The organism is Streptomyces sp. SAS_281 (genome assembly GCF_052542855.1).
In genome coordinates this window covers 22,312-38,994 of the sequence record NZ_JBMNDO010000044.1, presented here as the reverse complement: position 1 = coordinate 38,994, position 16,683 = coordinate 22,312, and the positions used below count along the sequence as shown (strand labels likewise).

The following is a 16,683-nucleotide window of genomic DNA, read 5'->3' as shown; positions in this document are numbered from 1 at the left end:
AGGCTTGTTCACGCTTAACGATTGGGCGTGATACCGGGCGAAAGGTACGTTGCCGCGAACGATGTTCGAAAAATGGGAACCATCCAGGCCAGTAGGCGTCCTAGGCTGGTGATGGGCGGTCAAGAAGTGTTCAGGATCGGGGGTTTCTGTGCATGAGCAACGAGTCGCACATGCCGCACACGGCGGCGGGCGACCGAGCCGGACCGGTGTCGCCGCCGTCGCGGCGGCGACCGTGGGACTGCTGGGTGCCGGACTGACGGCGTGCTCCGGCTCCGACGGCTCCACCGAGGCCGAGCCGGTCACGAAGTCCCCGGCGCACGCGTCCGCTTCGCCCTCCGCCTCCGCCGAGGACGAGGCGAGGAAACAGGTCACCGAGGTGGTCCGGCGGATGCGCGAGGAGGAGACGAAGGCGCACGCCGACCCGGGCAAGGTCACCGACACGAAGCTCACGGACTACGCCACGGACAAGGCCCTCGCCAGCATCAACAACCAGCTCTTCCAGTACGAGCAGCTCGGCCTGGTCCTCAAGGGGAGCCCCGAGAGCTCCTACACCGTGACGGCGGTCAACCTGGCGGGCAAGCCCAGGAGCGCCACGGTGGAGGAGTGCCTGGACACCACCGGCTGGAAGCCCGTCAAGAAGAGCACCGGCAAGGACGTGTCCACGAAGGGACAGCCCCGGCGGTACGTCATGACGTACCGGGTCGAGATCTTCGGCGCGAAGGCCCGGTGGATGGTCACGGACCTGAGCAGAGACAAGGGGCGGTCATGCTGAACCGATCACGTCTGACACTTCTGTTGTGCGGCACGGCGTTCAGCGGCATGCTCGTCACCGCCGGACCGGCGGCCGCCGATCCCACTCCCGCCCCACGGCCGACCGGCGGCGTCCAGAACTGTGCTCCCGACCTGGACATCTGCGTAGGCGCCGGAACGGGAACGGGTACCGGTGGCGGCCACGAAGGCGGCGGTGGGACCACGGGGGGCTCCCACGGCAACACGAAGCCCACCTGCGAGATCGGCGGCCAGGAAGTCCCGTGTCAGCACCCCGCGTGGGGCACGTTCTCGGGCGGCTGCTACTACAAGCTGGCGGACCCCCAGCCCGAGGCCGGCTCCGAGTACTGGGACGGCCACAAGCCGGGCGACGGCGCCATCTACATGAAGTCGTGCCCGCCCTCGGGCATCGCCAACGGCGCCGCCGGCCCCATCCTCCAGGGACTGGTGTGGATGGAGGACGCGCCGGGCGACCAGGTGGACCCCGCGGTCCTCGCCCAGCAGGCCATGGACCGGATGACCCTGCGCGGCCCCGACATCGGCATCGCGCCCCGGCCGGGCAGCACCGGAGTCGTCGGCATGCCCGTATGGATGTGGACCGAGGTCGGCGCGGAGACCTGGGGGCCGAACAGGGCCAGCGCCTCCGTGCCCGGGCTCACCGTCACCGCCACCGCCCGTGCCGAGAAGATCGTCTGGAACATGGGCGACGGCACGAGCGTGACGTGCACCTCGGCGGGGACCCCGTACACGAAGGCGTACGGCAGGAAGAAGTCGCCGGACTGCGGTCACACGTACCGCACCACCAGCGCACGGCAGAGCGGCCAGAAGTTCGCCGTCACCGCCACCACCACATGGAACGTGCACTGGGAGGGCGGAGGCCAGTCGGGCGATCTCACCGCCACCCGGAGCTCTCGGACGACTGCGCGGATCGGCGAGGTCCAGGTCGTTGGCGACTGACCTCGCGGGCCCTCGTACTTTGCGGAAGGACATATCCACGTGAGCACCACCGGGACCGCACCGGCCGCCGCCCAAGGGGCGTCGTCGGGCCCCACCCCGCCGACGCCACCACGCACGCTGGCGACCCGGCGTCGCAGGCCGGCCCTGATCGGACTGTCCGTCGCGCTGATCGCGGCAGGCGGTCTCGCGGGCGCGTTCACCGTGCTCAACAGCGGTGAGCGCACGCCCGTACTCATGGTCGCCAAGGCAGTCCCCTACGGCACGGTCGTCACCGAGCGGGACCTGACCGTCGTCTCGGTCGGCCTCGACCCGGCACTCAAGCCGGTCAAGGCCGCCGACCGGGACGAGATCATCGGCAAACGGGCCGCCACCGACCTGATCGCGGGCTCCCTCGTGACCGGCGGGTCCGTCACCGACAAACCCCTGCTCACCGAGAACCAGCAGCTGGTGGGGCTCCGCCTGAAGCCCGGGCAGCTCCCCAGCTCCCCGCTCTCGCCCGGCCGCAGTGTCCTCGTCGTCTCCACCCCGGACGCCGCCGCGAACGCGGATCCGGAGGGAAAGAAGGAGGACGAGATACCGAAGACCCTGCCCGCCCAGGTCATCCGGGTCGGTGAGCCGGACACCAACGGCAACCTGACCGTGGACGTCGCCGTCGCGGCGACCGACGGTCCGGTGCTGGCCGCCCGCGCCGCCTCCGGTGACATCGCCGTCGTCGTCCAGCCGAAGAAGGCATCCGACTGATGGCGGTCGTCGCGATAGCCGGGTGCCCCGGGGCACCCGGCGCCACCACCACGGCACTCGCCCTGCTGCTGACCTGGCCGCTCGAACAGGGGCGGCGGGTCATCCTCGCCGAGTGCGATCCCGACGGCGGGGCGGTACTGGCCGGAGCACTGGCCGGGCGCACCCCGGGACCGTACGGACTGCGCAACATCGCCGTGGCCGACCGCCAGGGACAGCTCGGCGAGATGTTCTGGCGGCAGCTGATCGACCTGTCCGACAAGGGCACGGACCGCCTGCTGCTGCCCGGTCTCACGGATCCGGCGCAGGCTCCCAGCCTCGCCTACACCTGGGACCGGCTCGCCGCGATGTTCGCCGGCATCGAGCAGAGCTCGATCTCGCACGACGTCGTGGTCGACCTCGGCCGCAACGGCGCGTTCGGCCCCTCCGCCGTCCTCGCCCGCAAGGCGGACGCGGTCCTCATGGTCGTGCGCCCCACCCTGCGCGGCGTCCACGCGGCGCTGCCGCGGATCACGGCGCTGCGCAACGATCTGCAGGAGTCGGGAACCGGGGCCGACGCGCTCGGCGTCGTCCTCGTCGATTCCGGCCCCTACACCGCGCACGAGGTGTCCAAGCAACTCGGCTCGCCCGTGGTGATGTCACTGCCGCACTCCCCGCAGGCCGCCGCCGTCCTTTCCGACGGACGCGACGGCGGGCGCCGGTTCGCCCGGTCCGACCTGCTGCGGTCCGCGCGCGGCGGGGCGGAACGGATACGGGAGCTGGTCGCCGGGCGGCGTGCCCGCCTGATGCCGGGGGAGCACAGCGATGTACGGTAGACCGCTTCATCCCGACCCGTCGGTCCGCCCCCAGGACCACGCGGTCGCCACGGCCGGCACACCGCCCCGTCAGGTCAGGCCGCCGCAGACCCCGGTGCAACGGCACGGCGTGCCCGTCCCGGGAGCGCCGGAGCCCATGGCGCGGGAGAGCGTCGACTACGCGGTGGCCACGCGGCTGAAGAAGACGGTCGCCGACCGGCTGACCGAGGAGATCAAGCGCTCCCCCGGCATGAGCGTCGCCGCCCAGCAGCAGCGCGGGCGGGCGCTCATCAACGAGACGGTGGCGGTCTGGTCCGACGCCACGGCCGTCGAGCGGGGCATCGCCACCAGCCCCGCCGAGGACCGCAGGCTCGCCGAGGCCGTGTACGACCTGTTGTTCCGTGCGGGACGTCTGCAGAAGTACCTGGACGACCCCAGGATCGAGAACATCCTGGTCAACGGGCACGACCAGGTGTGGGTCGACTACGGCGACGCCCAGCGGGTCGCCGTGCCCCCGGTCGCCGAGTCCGACGAGGACCTGCGCGAGCTGCTGCGCGACCTCGCCCGCCGGAACGGGCAGAGCGAGCGGACCCTGTCCACGTCGAGCCCGTTCCTGGCCCTGCGGCTGGAGGACGGATCGCGGCTCCAGGCGATCACCGAGGTCACGCCGCGCACCTACGTCACCGTGCGGCGCCACCGCGTCCGTGACATCGACCTGATGGGGCTGGTCGGGCTCGGCTCCATCGACACCACCCTCGCGGCGTTCCTCGGTGCGCTGATCCGCGCCAAGAAGAACGTGATGATCGTCGGCACCCAGGGCGTGGGGAAGACCAGTCTGCTGCGGGCGATGGCCCGTGAGATCCCGCCGGACGAGCGCATCGGCACCATGGAGACCGAGTTCGAGCTCTTCCTCCACGAGAACGGGCACCACCGGCAGATCGTGCCGATGGAGTCCCGCGAGGGGAACGGCGAGCGGGTCGACGGGCACAGCGTCGGCGAGATCACCGTCGGCGACCTGATCTACCCCGCCCTGCGCATGACCCTGTCCCGGATGGTCGTCGGAGAGGTCCGCGGCCCCGAAGTCGTCCCCATGCTGCGGGTGATGACCAACGGCGAGGGCGGCTCCCTGTGCACGCTGCACGCGCGCGAACCGCACATGGTCTTCGACCGGATCGCCGAGCTGTACATGGAGTACGGCGGCAACATGACCGAATCGCTCGCCTACAAGCAGGCCGCCAACGGGATCAACTTCATCGTCTTCGTGAAGATGGTCGACGAGACGGCGATCGGCGGCCGGCGCCACCGGTTCGTCTCCCATGTCCAGGAGGTCACGGGCACCGGTGAGAACGGCCGGCCCGCCACCAACACGGTCTTCGGCCCCCGGCCGGAGATGGGCGAACCCCGTGCCGTGCCGCTCATGCACCCCGGCTGCCTGCCCGACCTGATGCGTGTCGGCTTCCCGGCCCAGCTCCTCGACCAGCCGCTCGGTTCGTGGCAGGCGCCGCTGGAACTGAAGGTGATGGCGGTATGACGAACCTGCTGATCGGCCTGTTCGCGGGCCTCGCCCTCAGTGGTGGCCTGGTGGCCCTGATCGCCGGGCTCATCGGCACCTCCGCTCCCCGGACGCCCGGCCCCCTCGGCCGGTGGCGGGCCGCCGCGAACAGCAACCAGGCGGAGGCGCGACTCCGCGCCCGTGCCCGGGCCAGGGCGGCGGTGTCCGCCGCCGTCGGCCTGCTGCTGTGGATCGTCACGGGCTGGTTCGCGCTCTGGCCCCTCACGGTGGCCCTCGTGGTGGGCCTGCCCTGGCTGCTCTCGCCGGCCAAGGCGACCCAGATCCGTATCGAGCAGCTGGACGCGCTGGCGGAGTGGACCCGCAGGCTCTCCGACGTACTGCTCCTGGGGACGGGGCTGGAACAGGCCATCATCACCAGCCGCAAGACCGCTCCGGCCGTGCTGAAGGACGAGATCGCCGAACTGTCCGCGCGGATGCTGTCGGGCTGGCGTCCCGAGGACGCCCTGCGCGCCTTCGCCGACACGCTCGGCGACGCGACCGCCGACAAGATCGCCGCCGCCCTGATCCTCCGCAGCTCGGAACGGGGCCCCGGCCTGGCCGCCTCGCTCACCGACCTCGCCGACTCCGTACGCGAAGAGGTCCGCCAGCGCAGGCAGATCGAGGCGGACCGGGCCAAACCCCGTACGACGGTGCGCTGGATGACGTTCATGACGCTCGGCGTGGCGGGTGTGGGCGCGTTCAGCACCGACTACGTGGCCCCCTACGGCACCTTCCTCGGCCAGATGGTCCTGACGCTGCTGCTGCTCGGATTCGGCGGCACGCTCGCCTGGATGCGCTCCCTGGCCTCGTACCGGCCCACCCCCCGCTTCCTCGAAGCCGACCGGCGCAGCCGGGTTCCCCTGCCGGAGGCGCGATGAACATCTCCCCCCTCGCCGTCATCAGCGGGGCCGCCGTCGGCGGTGGTCTGGCTCTGTTCGTACGGGCCGTGGCCCGCCCTCAGCCCGACCTCGCCGGAACCCTTCAGCGGCTCCACGAGGCGGGGCCGCTGCCCGAGGACCGCGACACGCTGACCCAGGACGAACGCTGGGGCGCCTGGCTGCACCAGAACCTGCTCCGGGTGCCGGGCGTGCGCGTCCCGTACACCGACCTCGCCCTCGTCGGTCAGAGTCCGGCCCGGTTCCTGCTCACCAAGACCGCGCTCGCGATGACCGGGCTGCTGTTGCCCGCCTTCTTCTTCACGGTCTGGGCGGTGCTGGGGCTCACCCCGCCGATTCTCGTTCCCGGCGTGGTGAGCCTGGGGCTGGCCACGCTGTTGTGGTTCGCCCCCGACCTCGCCCTGCGGGACACCGCCCGGCGGGCCCGGGACGAGTTCCGGCAGGCGGTCGCGGCCTACCTGGATCTGGTCGCGCTGGAGCGGGCCGGGGACGCAGGACCGAGCGAGGCGCTGGAGCGGGCGGCGGCGATCGGCCGCGGCTGGGCGTTCCGGCGCCTTCAGGACGCCCTGCTGCAGGCCCGTATCGACAAGGTCGCCCCGTGGGACACCCTCAAGTCGCTCAGTGCGGAACTCCAACTTCCGGTACTTGAGGACGTCGCCGACATCATGCGCCTCTCCGCACACGACGGGGCCGCCGTCTACACCACCCTGCGGGCCAGGGCGAAGTCCCTGCGGACCGAGCTGATGAGCAAGGACGCGGAGGAGGCGAACACCGCCAGCGAGCAGATGACCGCGCCCGGTGCGCTGCTCGCCGTCCTGCTGATGCTGCTCATCGGGTTCCCCGCCGTCATCCGCATCCTTACCGGCTGAACGCCCGGCCGAAGCACCGAAGTCCAAAGAAACGGGAGAAGACCGACATGAAGATACGAGTCCGCGAGATGACGCCGCTGCTGGTGGTGTTCGATGTGCTGGCCGCCCGGCTGAAGGAGGCGCGCGAACGTTCCGACCGGGGTGACGTCAGCATCTCCACCATCATCATCTGGGTCGCCGTCATCGGGGTCGCGGCCGGGATCGCCACCGTCATCGGCGTCACGCTGTACAACAAGTACTCGGCCCAGCTCTCGGGACTGTGAACCCGAGGGCCGCCGGCCCGGCGAGCGGCTTCCCGGCACCGGCAAGCCGCTTCAGGTCATGGGCGAACCGCGGGCCCTTCGCCGAGCGGCAGCGGGACCGGGGTGATGCCTCGATCGAGATGTCGATCATCCTGCCGGTCGTCATCCTTCTCACGATGATGATCGTGCAGGCGTGCGTGGCGTACTACGCCAAGCAGATCGCGCTCACGGCCGCCCGCGAAGGAGTCCAGGCGGCCACCGCGTACGAGTCCACCGACGCGGCGGGGGCCGGGCGCGCGCGGGACGTGCTGACCCGGGTGGCCGGTGATTCGCTGCTCGGGCCCAGCGTCTCGACCGCGGGCAGTACGCGGGAGCGCGCGACGGTCACCGTCACCGGCCGGGCGCCGTCCGTACTGCCCGGATTCGACGGCATCCGGATCACCCAGAGCGCCTCGGCCCCGCGCGAACGCTGGACGGTGAAGCCATGACCGGCCACCGCGCGCGCCGCGTCCGGCGTGTCTGCCGCGACGACCGGGGCAGCACCGCGATCGAGGCGGCCCTCATCACACCGCCGCTGATCCTCTTCCTGCTCCTGGCCATCGCCGCCGGGCGCATCGTGATGGCGGGTCAGGTCGTCGACGCCGCCGCGGAGGACGCGGCCCGCCAGGCGTCGATCTCCCGGGTGCCCGGTGAGGCCCGAGAGAGCGCGCTGTCCGCCGCCCGGGCCACGCTCACCGGCCAGGGCCTGCACTGCTCGTCCACGAGCATCGGCCTGGACACCTCCGGCCTGGGTGCCGGGACCGGAGAGGCGGGCACGGTGACCGCGACGGTGACCTGCCGTGTGAACCTGGCCGACCTCGCCCTGCCCGGGGTGCCGGGCACCCGCACCATGACCTCCAGCTTCACCAGTGCCGTGAACCGTTACGTGGAGCGCTGATGAACCACAGCCGTCACCGCGCGCTCGCGCGGCTGCGTCAGGACACCGGAAGCGTCTCCCTCTACGCCGCCATCGTCGTCGTCGGCATGCTGGTCATGATCGGCATCGCGGTCGACGGCGGCGGCAAGATGCGGGCCACCGAACGTGCCGACGCCATCGCCCAGGAAGCCGCCCGCACCGGCGGTCAGGAGATCGACGCCGGGCAGGCCATCACCGGCGAGGACATCGTCGCCGATCCCGGTGCCGCGCGGGCGGCGGCCCTCGACTACCTCGCCGCCGCCGGCGCACACGGCTCGGTCGCCGTCTCCGAAGACGGCAAGAAGCTCACCGTCACCGTCACCGGCGCCTACCGCACCCGCTTCCTGCCCGTGCTCGGCGTCACCGAGATGCCCGTGACCGGGCACGCCTCCGCCGTCCTCGTCCACGGCGTCCAAGCCCCGGAGGGCTGATGACCGCCCGTCGTACCTCGCTCCCGGCCGACCTGCTGCGCTCGCTGCTCAGCCTCGTCGGCCTCCTCGTCCTGCTGGCCGGGCTCCCCCTCGTCCTGTACGTCGCCGGACGACAGCTCGTCCCGCTCGGCCTGGACGGGCTCGTCTCGCCCGCGGACCTGTTCTCCCGTCAGGACACCGGCGGGGTGGCGCTGCTCGTCCTGACCGGCATCGGGTGGGCGGGGTGGGCGAGCTTCGCCCTCGCCGTCGTGCTCGAAGTCCCCGCGCAGCTGCGCGGTCGCTCGGCTCCCCGCCTCCGGGGGCTGCGGATGAGCCAGCGGATGGCCGGAGCGCTGGTCGGTGGGGTGCTCGTCCTGCTGCCCACCGCGGGCGGCGCGATGGCCGCCCAGGCGGCACCCGACACCGTGGCGTCGACGTCCGTGAGCGCCTCGTCCGTCCCCGGCGGCCAGCGGAGCACGCAGGCGGCGGTGACGCGTACGGACGCGAAGACCTCCCACCCGACGTACACCGTGCGGGACACCCGCCCGGCCGACAGCCTGTGGAGCATCGCCCAGGAGCGGCTGGGTGACGGTGAGCGCTGGACGGAGATCGCCGCGCTCAACGAGGGCCGCACCATGACGGACGGTCGTACGTTCCGTGCCGCCGACCCCATCCAGCCGGGCTGGGTCCTCAACCTCCCCGGCAAGGAGGGCGGTTCCGCCCGGGCGGCCGGAAAGAGCGTCACGGTGCACCCCGGGGACACGCTGTCGCGGATCGCCGAGGAGCAACTGGGGGACGCGGAGCGGTACACCGAGATCGTCAAGGCGAACACCGGCCGCGCGATGGACGAGTCGGGGCACCGGCTCACCGATCCGGACCTGATCATGCCCGGCTGGAAGGTCGCCCTTCCCGCCCAGCGCGCCACGCCTCCGGCCGACGCCGGGCCCGCCGGCCAGGTCCCGGCCGAACCCACGCCGCAGGAGGACCGGCACGCGGGCGGCCACAGCGACGGCAAGCCCTCGGCCGAGCCCACGCACGAGACGTCCACACCGACCCCCGAGGCCAAGCCCACGCACGAGGCGACCACACCGGCCCCGAAGGCCAAGCCCACGCACGAGACGTCCACACCGACCCCCGAGGCCAAGCCCACGCACGAGGCGACCACACCCGCCCCCGAGGCCGAGCCCACACACGACACGTCCACGCCGACCCCCGAGGCCAAGCCCACGGGGGAGGCGTCCGGTGCGGCCGCGTCGCCCTCGCCGAGCGTGTCCGCGACTCCCTCTTCTCCCTCGGCCCCGGAGGGCCCCACCCCGGGCCGGGACGCGCAGCCCTCGGCGGCCGGCTCCGCCGCACAGACCGCGTCCGCGTCCTCCTCCGTCGACGTGGCGGCACTCGCGACCTGGGGCGGACTGCTCGCGGCCGGACTCATCTCCGCGCTCACCGTCAAGCGCCTGCTCCAGCAGCGCAAGCGACGCGGCGGTGAACGGATAGCGCTGCCCCGGGCCGCGTCCCCGTTCCCGGATCCGCGAGCGGACGCGGGGCAGGATCCCCTGCTCCTGCGCCTCGCCGAGGTGGAGCGCCGCATGCGTGCCACCGAAGCGCCCGAGGGCGTCGATCTGGTCGACCGCGCCCTGCGCACCCTCGCCCACCACGCGACGGCCGCGGGACTGAGCCTGCCGGATCTGGCCGCCGTACGCCTGACGCCGACCACCCTCGAACTCTGGCTGAACGCCCCCTCACCGCCCCTGCCCCCGTTCACCGCCACCGGCCCGGCCCACTGGACCCTGGCGGCGGACGGCTCCGGCCTCCTCGCCGCGGACGCCTGCCGCGAGGTGTGCGCCCCCTATCCCGCACTCGTGACGCTCGGCCGTGACGAGGACGGCGCGCTGATCCTCGCGGACCTGGAAGCCCTCGGTGTCCTGCTCCTCCCGTCCGACCCCGAGGCGTCCCGGCCCGTCCTGCGGGCCCTGGCGATCGAGCTGGCCACCGCGTCCTGGAGCGATGACCTCGGCGTCCTGCTGAGTGGCCTCGGGTCCGGGCTCCTGGCCATCGAGGAAGGGCTCGGCCGGCTCACCGAGACGGACGATCCGGCGGCCGCGGTCAGCGAAGTGAGCGCCTGGGGGCGGACCGTGCGCACCGCCCTGGCCGACACCGGGGCCGAATCCGTCCGCGTGGCCCGCAGCCGCCCCACCGGCGCGGAGGCGTGGACCCCTCGCATCGCGCTCTGCGCGGGGCCTCTGCCGGCCGAGGTGCTCGAAGCCGCCCGGGACCTGCTCGACGCCCCGGCGTGTGCCGCGCTGATCACGGCCGCCGACGCGGCCGCGCTGCCCGGGGCCACCGCGCTGCCGGGGCCCGAGGGGGGCACCGTGCGGCTCGCCGGCCGCCCCGTGCGCCTGGTCCCCCAGCACATCGGCGACGCCGACTACGACGCGTTGCTCAGGATCTTCGGGATCGCCGCGGCTCCCGCCTCCGTCCCGCCTCCGCCGCCGGAACCGGTCCGGGAGCACGAGCCCGTGGCCCCGCCCCCGCACACCGCGCCGGCTACGGTTCCGGTTCCGGTTCCGGCCAAGGCCCAGGTTCCGGTTCCGGTTCCGGCCCCGGACGACGCGGCGGCCGTGGAGGTCCCCGGGCCGTACACCGTGGGCGTCGATCTCCTGGGCTCCCCCGCGGTGACCGGGGTGCGGCAGGAGATCGCCCCCACCGCGGCCGGCCGTCTGACGGAGATCGCCGCCTGGATCGCCCTCCACCCCGGCGCCGACACCGCGGCGCTCACCGAGGACATCTGGCCCGGCGGGGTGTCGGCGGCCTTCCGGACCGCCCAGCTGTCCGCCCTCCGCCGCTGGCTGGGTACCGACTTCCAGCGCGGCGACACCTACCGGTTCGGCGAGGACACCGGGACGGACTGGCACCGCTTCCAGGCGCTCGCCCTGCGGGGTCGGCTCAAGGGCGCGGACGGGGCCGGCGACCTGGGCGCGGCGCTGGACCTCGTACGGGGCCGTCCGTTCGACGGGATTCCGCCACGCCGTTACGTCTGGGCCGAGTACCTGCGCCAGGACATGATCACCGCCGTGGTGGACACCGCGGCGCTCCTCGCCGAACTCCTCCTCGCGACCGGGGAGCACGTGGCCGCGCGGGAGGCGGCCGACAAGGGACTGCTCGTCGAGCCGGCGGCGGAGCGGCTTCACCGCCTCGCGATCCGGTCGGCGGACCTCGCCGGCGACGGCGAGGCCGTGGAGCGGTACGCCCGCCGCATCGACGAACTGACCGACCGGCTCGGCACCGCGATGCAGCCGGAGACGGCCGAACTCCTCGACCGGGTGGCCCTGCGCCCCTCCCGCGGATAGCACCGCCACCGGGCGGGGGCGTTCCGGTACCGCGGATAGCACCGCCACCGGGCCGCCCGGCCCGGTACGGCTACCCGCGTCCTTCCCCGCCGTCCCGGCCGGACGGCCCCGCGCCCGGCCGCGTGGGCGGGTGCGGCGGCGTCGCGTCCGCCGTCCCGGGTGACGTCGCGCCGGCCGTGTCACCGCCGGCGGGGCCACGGAGGGCGGTTCCGGCGGCCGCCTGAACCCGCCTCTGCCCCGCCATGGCCTGCCGGACCGCGTCCGCGCCCTCGCCGTCGATCCCCACCGCTCCCTGCGAGCGGTTCTGCTGGACCGGAAGCCTTCCCGCCAGGGCTTCGGCCACGTGCCTGCTCGTGGTGGGCGAACCGTCCGGAGCGACGCTGCCCATCCTGCGGAGGACCTCGTTGGCCCCTGTCACTTCCTTGATGGACGCGGCCAGCTTCCCCTGCTCCTCGGCCGACAGCCGCACCAGCCTCAGGTCGTGCACACAGCGCGCCTTGAAGTCTTCGGCTCCGAGGACGTTCGCGACAACCTCGGTGACGGCCTTGCCCCGGTCCTCGGGGGCGGTCCCGTACGCGGCGGAGATGTCACCCCGCGCGACCACCCCGTCCGCCGCCCGGTCCGCCGGCGGGGGGAGGTCGTAGCCCGCGCTCTCGTACGTGCGCCGGACTTCGCCGTCCGTGGGGTGGACCAGGCCGTTGAGCGCATGGGTGATCGCCCCGTACCTCCGCGACGCGAGCTCCCAGTCCGTCGTCTCGACGTCGGCCCACCGGTTGATCTGGTCCGCGTAGTACTCGCTGGTGCGCCAGGCTTCCTCGCTCCACGCCCGGTCGAACGCCCGGGACATGCCGGTCAGCTCGCCGCTCTCGACGAGCGTGCCGATCCGGTCGACGCCCACCGAGATGTTCCCCGGGTAGTAGACGGTGACCGGCTCCGCCTCCACGTCCTCCGGTTCGGCCAGGGCCGGGCCGAACTCGACGCGCCGCACGGTCATCAGCGGCGGGGGATACACGTCCCCCGACCGCTCGAACAGCTTGACCGGACGCCCGGACTCGTAGAACTTCTTGCCGCCGTCGGCCTCTTCGGCGACACGGCTCTCCCCGAACGACCATTTCGCCCAGTAGAGCTGCCAGCGCGTCCCCTTGTCCGCGACGTGCTCCTGCGCCTGGAAATAGACCGTCGGCACCCCGAGGCAGATCGCGCTCTCCAGCGCCCCGCTCTCGATCCCCACCTGGACGACATCGGCGTCCGTGTTGAGGTAGTGGAGGAAGAGCGCCTGCTCACCATGGGTGAGGGCGGTACCGCCGTTCTTGTCCGCGGCCCAGAAACGGATCAGCGACTCGCTGTCGACACCGTCGAGCACCCCTTCCTGCTGGAAGGCGGCGAGAAGTTCGGGCCGGCCCTTGAAGAGATCGTCGCCGAGGAGAAGGATCTTGCGATCCGGTTCCGTGGCACGCAGCGTCTCGATCGCCTGCTTGAGTATCTCGGGCTTCGTGTCCATGAAGGCGGCGTTGTCACGGTTGTCCCGCACCCACAGCAGAGCGAATTTCGGCAGGGTCCCGGAAGCGGGCTCGAACCGGTCCCCCGACATGACCCGCTCCACCACGGCCCGCGCCCGCGCTTCGCGCCGCGCGCCGAACTCGCCCGTCCCTCTCGTACTGGCGACGATGGACTCCCGGGCGTCGAGCGGGGACTCGCGGATGACGGGGAGTGCGTGGATGTGCGAACGCCTGAATTTCGTCTGCCGGTAATTCACCTCGTACGGCTGGTCGTCGTAGGAGAGGCGGATCCGGTGCGGCTCGATACTGTATTCATCGATGAACCGGCGACGCGTAGCCAGAGCCTCGCGCAGCGAATCGACGTAGATATCGGAAAGGTCATGCAGGAATTCGGTGTCGTTCTCCGCCACCGGGCTCTTCCCGCGCTGAGCGCGCCACACCGCGACAGCGTTTCCCTGATCCCGCGTCACCGCGTCCGGAAGCACGCCCAGATACGTGATGCTCTGGTCCTCCGCTTCCAGCAGCAGGCGCTTGACCCGCCCCTCCGGCTCGTACGTCACTTCGAGGGTGGTCTCGCGGTCCAGGATCAGGGCCGCGGAGTGGATGTACAGCTCCCCCCGCTGCCACTCGTACATGCGGAGGTTCTTGCGGTCCAGCTCCCCGCCCACGTACGACGGCTCGTACGCCATCCCGCGGAACACCTGCTCCCGCAAACGCGTCAGAGCGCCCTGCGGATCGGCGACCACCTGCTCCCGAGTGCGGCGGGAGAAGTCCCCGAACGTCCGCTCCAGGGCGTCCCACTCGGCGATCCTCTCCGCGGGGGCCAGGTACGGCGAGGGAATGCCTCGCCCGGTCGCCGCGATTTCGGAGACCGGCAGGTTCCGGTAAAGGACCTCGTCGGCGCGGAAGGCATGAGGGGGCAGCTCACCCGAGGACTGGTCGTTCGCCATGGCGTCGTACTCCCCCACTCCGCGCCCCGCCGGACCGTGCCGCCCCTGCCGACGCGTAGAAAATGCCGGTCAACTTGCGTCTTTCGCTGCCTTGTTGACGGCTCAATTCCCGAACCCGCCCACCGGTCAGGCAACTTGCCGCATCGTACACCTGACCGATGTATCGTGACGCGGAACGCAAGAAGCATGGCCCGTCGCGCCGTGAACGCCGGACGACGTCACACGCAAGGCGGTTGAGAATGCGCGGCTTCCCCGATGGCGCACCGCCGTCCCGCCGCCGAGAGCCGCCTATATCCTGCCTGGACGGCATGTCACCGCCCGCCTCTCCGGCTCCGGCCCGACAGGCCGGAGGACTCGCCCGTCGTGATTGCCCCAGCCCCTCGCTGACGGAAGGAAGACCGAGAGCATGCCGTCGATTCCAGCTGCCTCGTCCCACGCATCAGCCCGCGGTATCCGGTACGAGGTCGTCGGGCGACAGCCGGCGGAGGGAGACCCGGAGCGCTTCGTCCTCGACCTGTCCGCCGACGGCCACGCCCGGCTCGGCCAGGAACACGGCCCCGTCCGGCGGTCATGGTCCGCGCGTACGGAAGCCGTCGTGTGGACACGCCTGCTCAAGGCCGTCGAGAGCATGCCGGCCGGCGACCCCGCCCAGGAGCCTTCCGACGGGGAACCGGTCCACCGCCGCCTCCAGGTCCTCGGCACCTCGCAGACGCGGACGGTGGCCTGGGACGGGGAGCCCGCTTCGCTGAGGGCCACCGCGCTCCTGGACTCCCTCGTCGCCCAGCTGAGCGGTCAGGTGTCGGATCTCGTCGCCAACACCCTTCCCCCGCTGATCCACCGGCTCACCGGCGAACCCGCCGGCGGTCCGAGCGGTCACGAACCCACTGCCGTCTTCGGCCAGGTCGGCGGACAGGCCGCGTTCGCGATCGCGCGAACCGGGGGCGGCTTCGGCCTGTACGCGGTCGACCCGCTGAAGCTGCTCGGGGAGACGGCCGACCAGGGGCAGCTGCTCCGGGCCCTGGCCCTGGGGTCGGACGGGACGCGCGACCTCCTGGTGACCAGCGGCCAGGACAACGCCCTCTGGGCCTGGGACCTCACGGGCTCCGACGGCCTGGTGCACGCCAGAGTGGGCCACGGCGGGCCCGTCCGGGCAGTGGCCTTCCCGGCGGATCCGGAGGGCGAACTGGTCTACTCGGGCGGCGCGGACGGCAACGTCTGGGCGTGGGGCGCCGGGGACGGCAAGGAGGTCGGTGCGCTGACCGGCCACGAGCACATGGTGAACGCACTCGCCGGCGCCCGGGTGGGCGGCCTCGGCCTGCTCGTCTCCGGCGGCGACGACGGGACCGTCCGCGTCCGGAACACCGGCACCGGTGAGTCGCTGGGATCGTTCACGCCCGGGACCGAGTGGATCAACGCCGTGGCGGTCACCGGCTCGGAGGGGCGGGGCCTGGTCGCGGCCGCCGGCTCCGACCACGTGATCAGGGTGTGGGACCTGGCGGCCGACACGCCGACCCGGAGGCTCAGCGGCCACACCGCCGCGGTGACCGGCCTCGCCTTCCTCGGCATCGAGGGCCGCGCGGTGCTCGCCTCCTGCGCGTACGACGGCACCATCAGGACCTGGGACGCGGAAACCGGAGACGCCCTGGACACGTGGCCCGCCCAGGACGCCTGGCCGGCCGCCCTCGCCGCCGCGTCCACGCCCGGCGGACCGCTGCTCCTGTCCGGCGGCGCGACCGGGACCGTACGGATCTGGGACGCGAACGGCACGGAGGTACGCGCGCTGGCGACGGACCACGGCCCCGTCCAGGCGCTCGCGACGGCCGAGTCCGACGGAGTACCGGTGGCGGCCGTCGGAAGCCTCGACGGTTCCCTCGGGCTCTGGGATCTCGCGACCGGTTCCGTACGCCATGTGCTCGACCCGGACGACGGCCCCCTCACCTCGGTCTGCTTCAGCCCGACGGGCGACAGGATCGTCTGCGGGACCTCGCGGGGGACGGTGCGCGTCCACGACGCCGGCGACGGCGCGCTCCAGCGCGTCCCCACACCCCACACCGACACCGTCGCCGCCCTTGCCTTCCTCCCGGTGGCCGGTGGTCTCGTGGCCTCCGCCGGAGCCGACAGGACCGTACGCACCTGGGAGGCGGCCACCGGAACTCCGCTGCTGCGCCTGCGCGGCCACGAGGCGCCCGTGACCCTGCTGGCGGCCGGGCAGGCCGGAACGGCCCCCGTGCTCGCCTCCGCCGACGCGGACGGGGCCGTCCTGGTGTGGGACGCGCTCTCCGGCCGGCGCCTCCTCGGCCTTCGCACCGCCCGGCCGGTGACCGCTCTCGCCTTCGGCACGGTCGACGGCGCGGACGTCCTGGCCGTCTCGGAGCAGGGCGGTCCGGTCCGGGTCCGGGCACTGGCGTCGGGCGAGGAACTGGTGGCGGTCGACAACGACGGCAGCGACGTCACGGTGCTCACCGTCCACGCGTTCGACGGCACCACGGTGCTCCTGACCGGTACCCGGGACGGCGAGGTCCGCGCCAGGCGGCTGCCGGACGGCGCCGGCATGGGCGCGGTCGACGTGGCCCTGATCCCGCTCGCCCTCTCCTTCGCCCCGCCCGGAACGCTGCTCGTCGCGGGAGCCGACGGCCTCACCACGGTCCCGTTCGCTCCGGAGATCGCGGGGCACGGGGCGGGCTGAGCCGCCGGTGCGGGGACCGA

General features: G+C 72.7%; 14 protein-coding genes. 13 read left to right on the top strand and 1 reads right to left on the bottom strand.

The features are described from left to right. The first annotated feature begins 148 nt into the window (after window positions 1-148). The 12 genes from ACN6LM_RS18585 to ACN6LM_RS18530 are packed head-to-tail and all read left to right on the top strand — an operon-like array spanning window position 149 to window position 11,528. On the top strand, window positions 149-772 hold the full coding sequence (locus ACN6LM_RS18585) for a hypothetical protein (protein WP_445066494.1): 624 nt from the start codon (window positions 149-151) through the stop codon (window positions 770-772). Beyond that, window positions 766-1,725, top strand: a complete 960-nt coding sequence (locus ACN6LM_RS18580; protein WP_445066492.1) for an ATP/GTP-binding protein — start codon at window positions 766-768, stop codon at window positions 1,723-1,725. The genes ACN6LM_RS18585 and ACN6LM_RS18580 overlap by 7 nt, the downstream gene beginning before the upstream one ends. Window positions 1,726-1,764: 39 nt before the next feature. Further along, entirely contained in the window at window positions 1,765-2,466 is a 702-nt protein-coding gene (locus tag ACN6LM_RS18575; protein WP_445066490.1) for an SAF domain-containing protein, read from the top strand. Beyond that, window positions 2,466-3,278, top strand: a complete 813-nt coding sequence (locus ACN6LM_RS18570; RefSeq protein ID WP_445066489.1) for a hypothetical protein — start codon at window positions 2,466-2,468, stop codon at window positions 3,276-3,278. The genes ACN6LM_RS18575 and ACN6LM_RS18570 overlap by 1 nt, the downstream gene beginning before the upstream one ends. Then, window positions 3,268-4,788, top strand: a complete 1,521-nt coding sequence (locus ACN6LM_RS18565) for a CpaF family protein (protein WP_445066487.1) — start codon at window positions 3,268-3,270, stop codon at window positions 4,786-4,788. Before ACN6LM_RS18570 ends, ACN6LM_RS18565 begins: the two co-directional genes overlap by 11 nt. Continuing rightward, on the top strand, window positions 4,785-5,687 hold the full coding sequence (locus tag ACN6LM_RS18560; RefSeq protein ID WP_445066486.1) for a type II secretion system F family protein: 903 nt from the start codon (window positions 4,785-4,787) through the stop codon (window positions 5,685-5,687). Before ACN6LM_RS18565 ends, ACN6LM_RS18560 begins: the two co-directional genes overlap by 4 nt. Beyond that, entirely contained in the window at window positions 5,684-6,574 is an 891-nt protein-coding gene (locus tag ACN6LM_RS18555) for a type II secretion system F family protein (RefSeq protein ID WP_445066484.1), read from the top strand. Before ACN6LM_RS18560 ends, ACN6LM_RS18555 begins: the two co-directional genes overlap by 4 nt. A gap of 47 nt (window positions 6,575-6,621) precedes the next feature. Further along, window positions 6,622-6,837 carry a hypothetical protein gene (locus ACN6LM_RS18550; protein WP_445066483.1) on the top strand — a complete coding sequence of 72 codons (216 nt, stop codon included), beginning with the start codon at window positions 6,622-6,624 and terminating at the stop codon, window positions 6,835-6,837. After that, window positions 6,834-7,304 carry a TadE family protein gene (locus ACN6LM_RS18545; RefSeq protein ID WP_445066482.1) on the top strand — a complete coding sequence of 157 codons (471 nt, stop codon included), beginning with the start codon at window positions 6,834-6,836 and terminating at the stop codon, window positions 7,302-7,304. Before ACN6LM_RS18550 ends, ACN6LM_RS18545 begins: the two co-directional genes overlap by 4 nt. Next, window positions 7,301-7,753, top strand: a complete 453-nt coding sequence (locus ACN6LM_RS18540) for a TadE/TadG family type IV pilus assembly protein (protein WP_445066481.1) — start codon at window positions 7,301-7,303, stop codon at window positions 7,751-7,753. The genes ACN6LM_RS18545 and ACN6LM_RS18540 overlap by 4 nt, the downstream gene beginning before the upstream one ends. Next, on the top strand, window positions 7,753-8,202 hold the full coding sequence (locus ACN6LM_RS18535; RefSeq protein WP_445066480.1) for a TadE/TadG family type IV pilus assembly protein: 450 nt from the start codon (window positions 7,753-7,755) through the stop codon (window positions 8,200-8,202). The genes ACN6LM_RS18540 and ACN6LM_RS18535 overlap by 1 nt, the downstream gene beginning before the upstream one ends. Continuing rightward, window positions 8,202-11,528 (top strand): BTAD domain-containing putative transcriptional regulator, encoded by a 3,327-nt coding sequence (locus tag ACN6LM_RS18530; protein ID WP_445066479.1) that lies wholly within the window; start codon window positions 8,202-8,204, stop codon window positions 11,526-11,528. The genes ACN6LM_RS18535 and ACN6LM_RS18530 overlap by 1 nt, the downstream gene beginning before the upstream one ends. A gap of 70 nt (window positions 11,529-11,598) precedes the next feature. Here ACN6LM_RS18530 and ACN6LM_RS18525 read toward each other — a convergent pair whose 3' ends face one another. Beyond that, complete coding sequence (locus ACN6LM_RS18525; RefSeq protein WP_445066478.1) at window positions 11,599-13,977, bottom strand: hypothetical protein; 2,379 nt, start codon at window positions 13,975-13,977, stop codon at window positions 11,599-11,601. Window positions 13,978-14,383: 406 nt separating this feature from the next. On the opposite strand from ACN6LM_RS18525, the gene ACN6LM_RS18520 reads away from it, so the two are divergent. Next, window positions 14,384-16,663: a hypothetical protein gene (locus ACN6LM_RS18520; protein ID WP_445066477.1), complete on the top strand. Its 2,280-nt coding sequence runs from the start codon at window positions 14,384-14,386 to the stop codon at window positions 16,661-16,663. The last annotated feature ends 20 nt before the right edge of the window (window positions 16,664-16,683 follow it).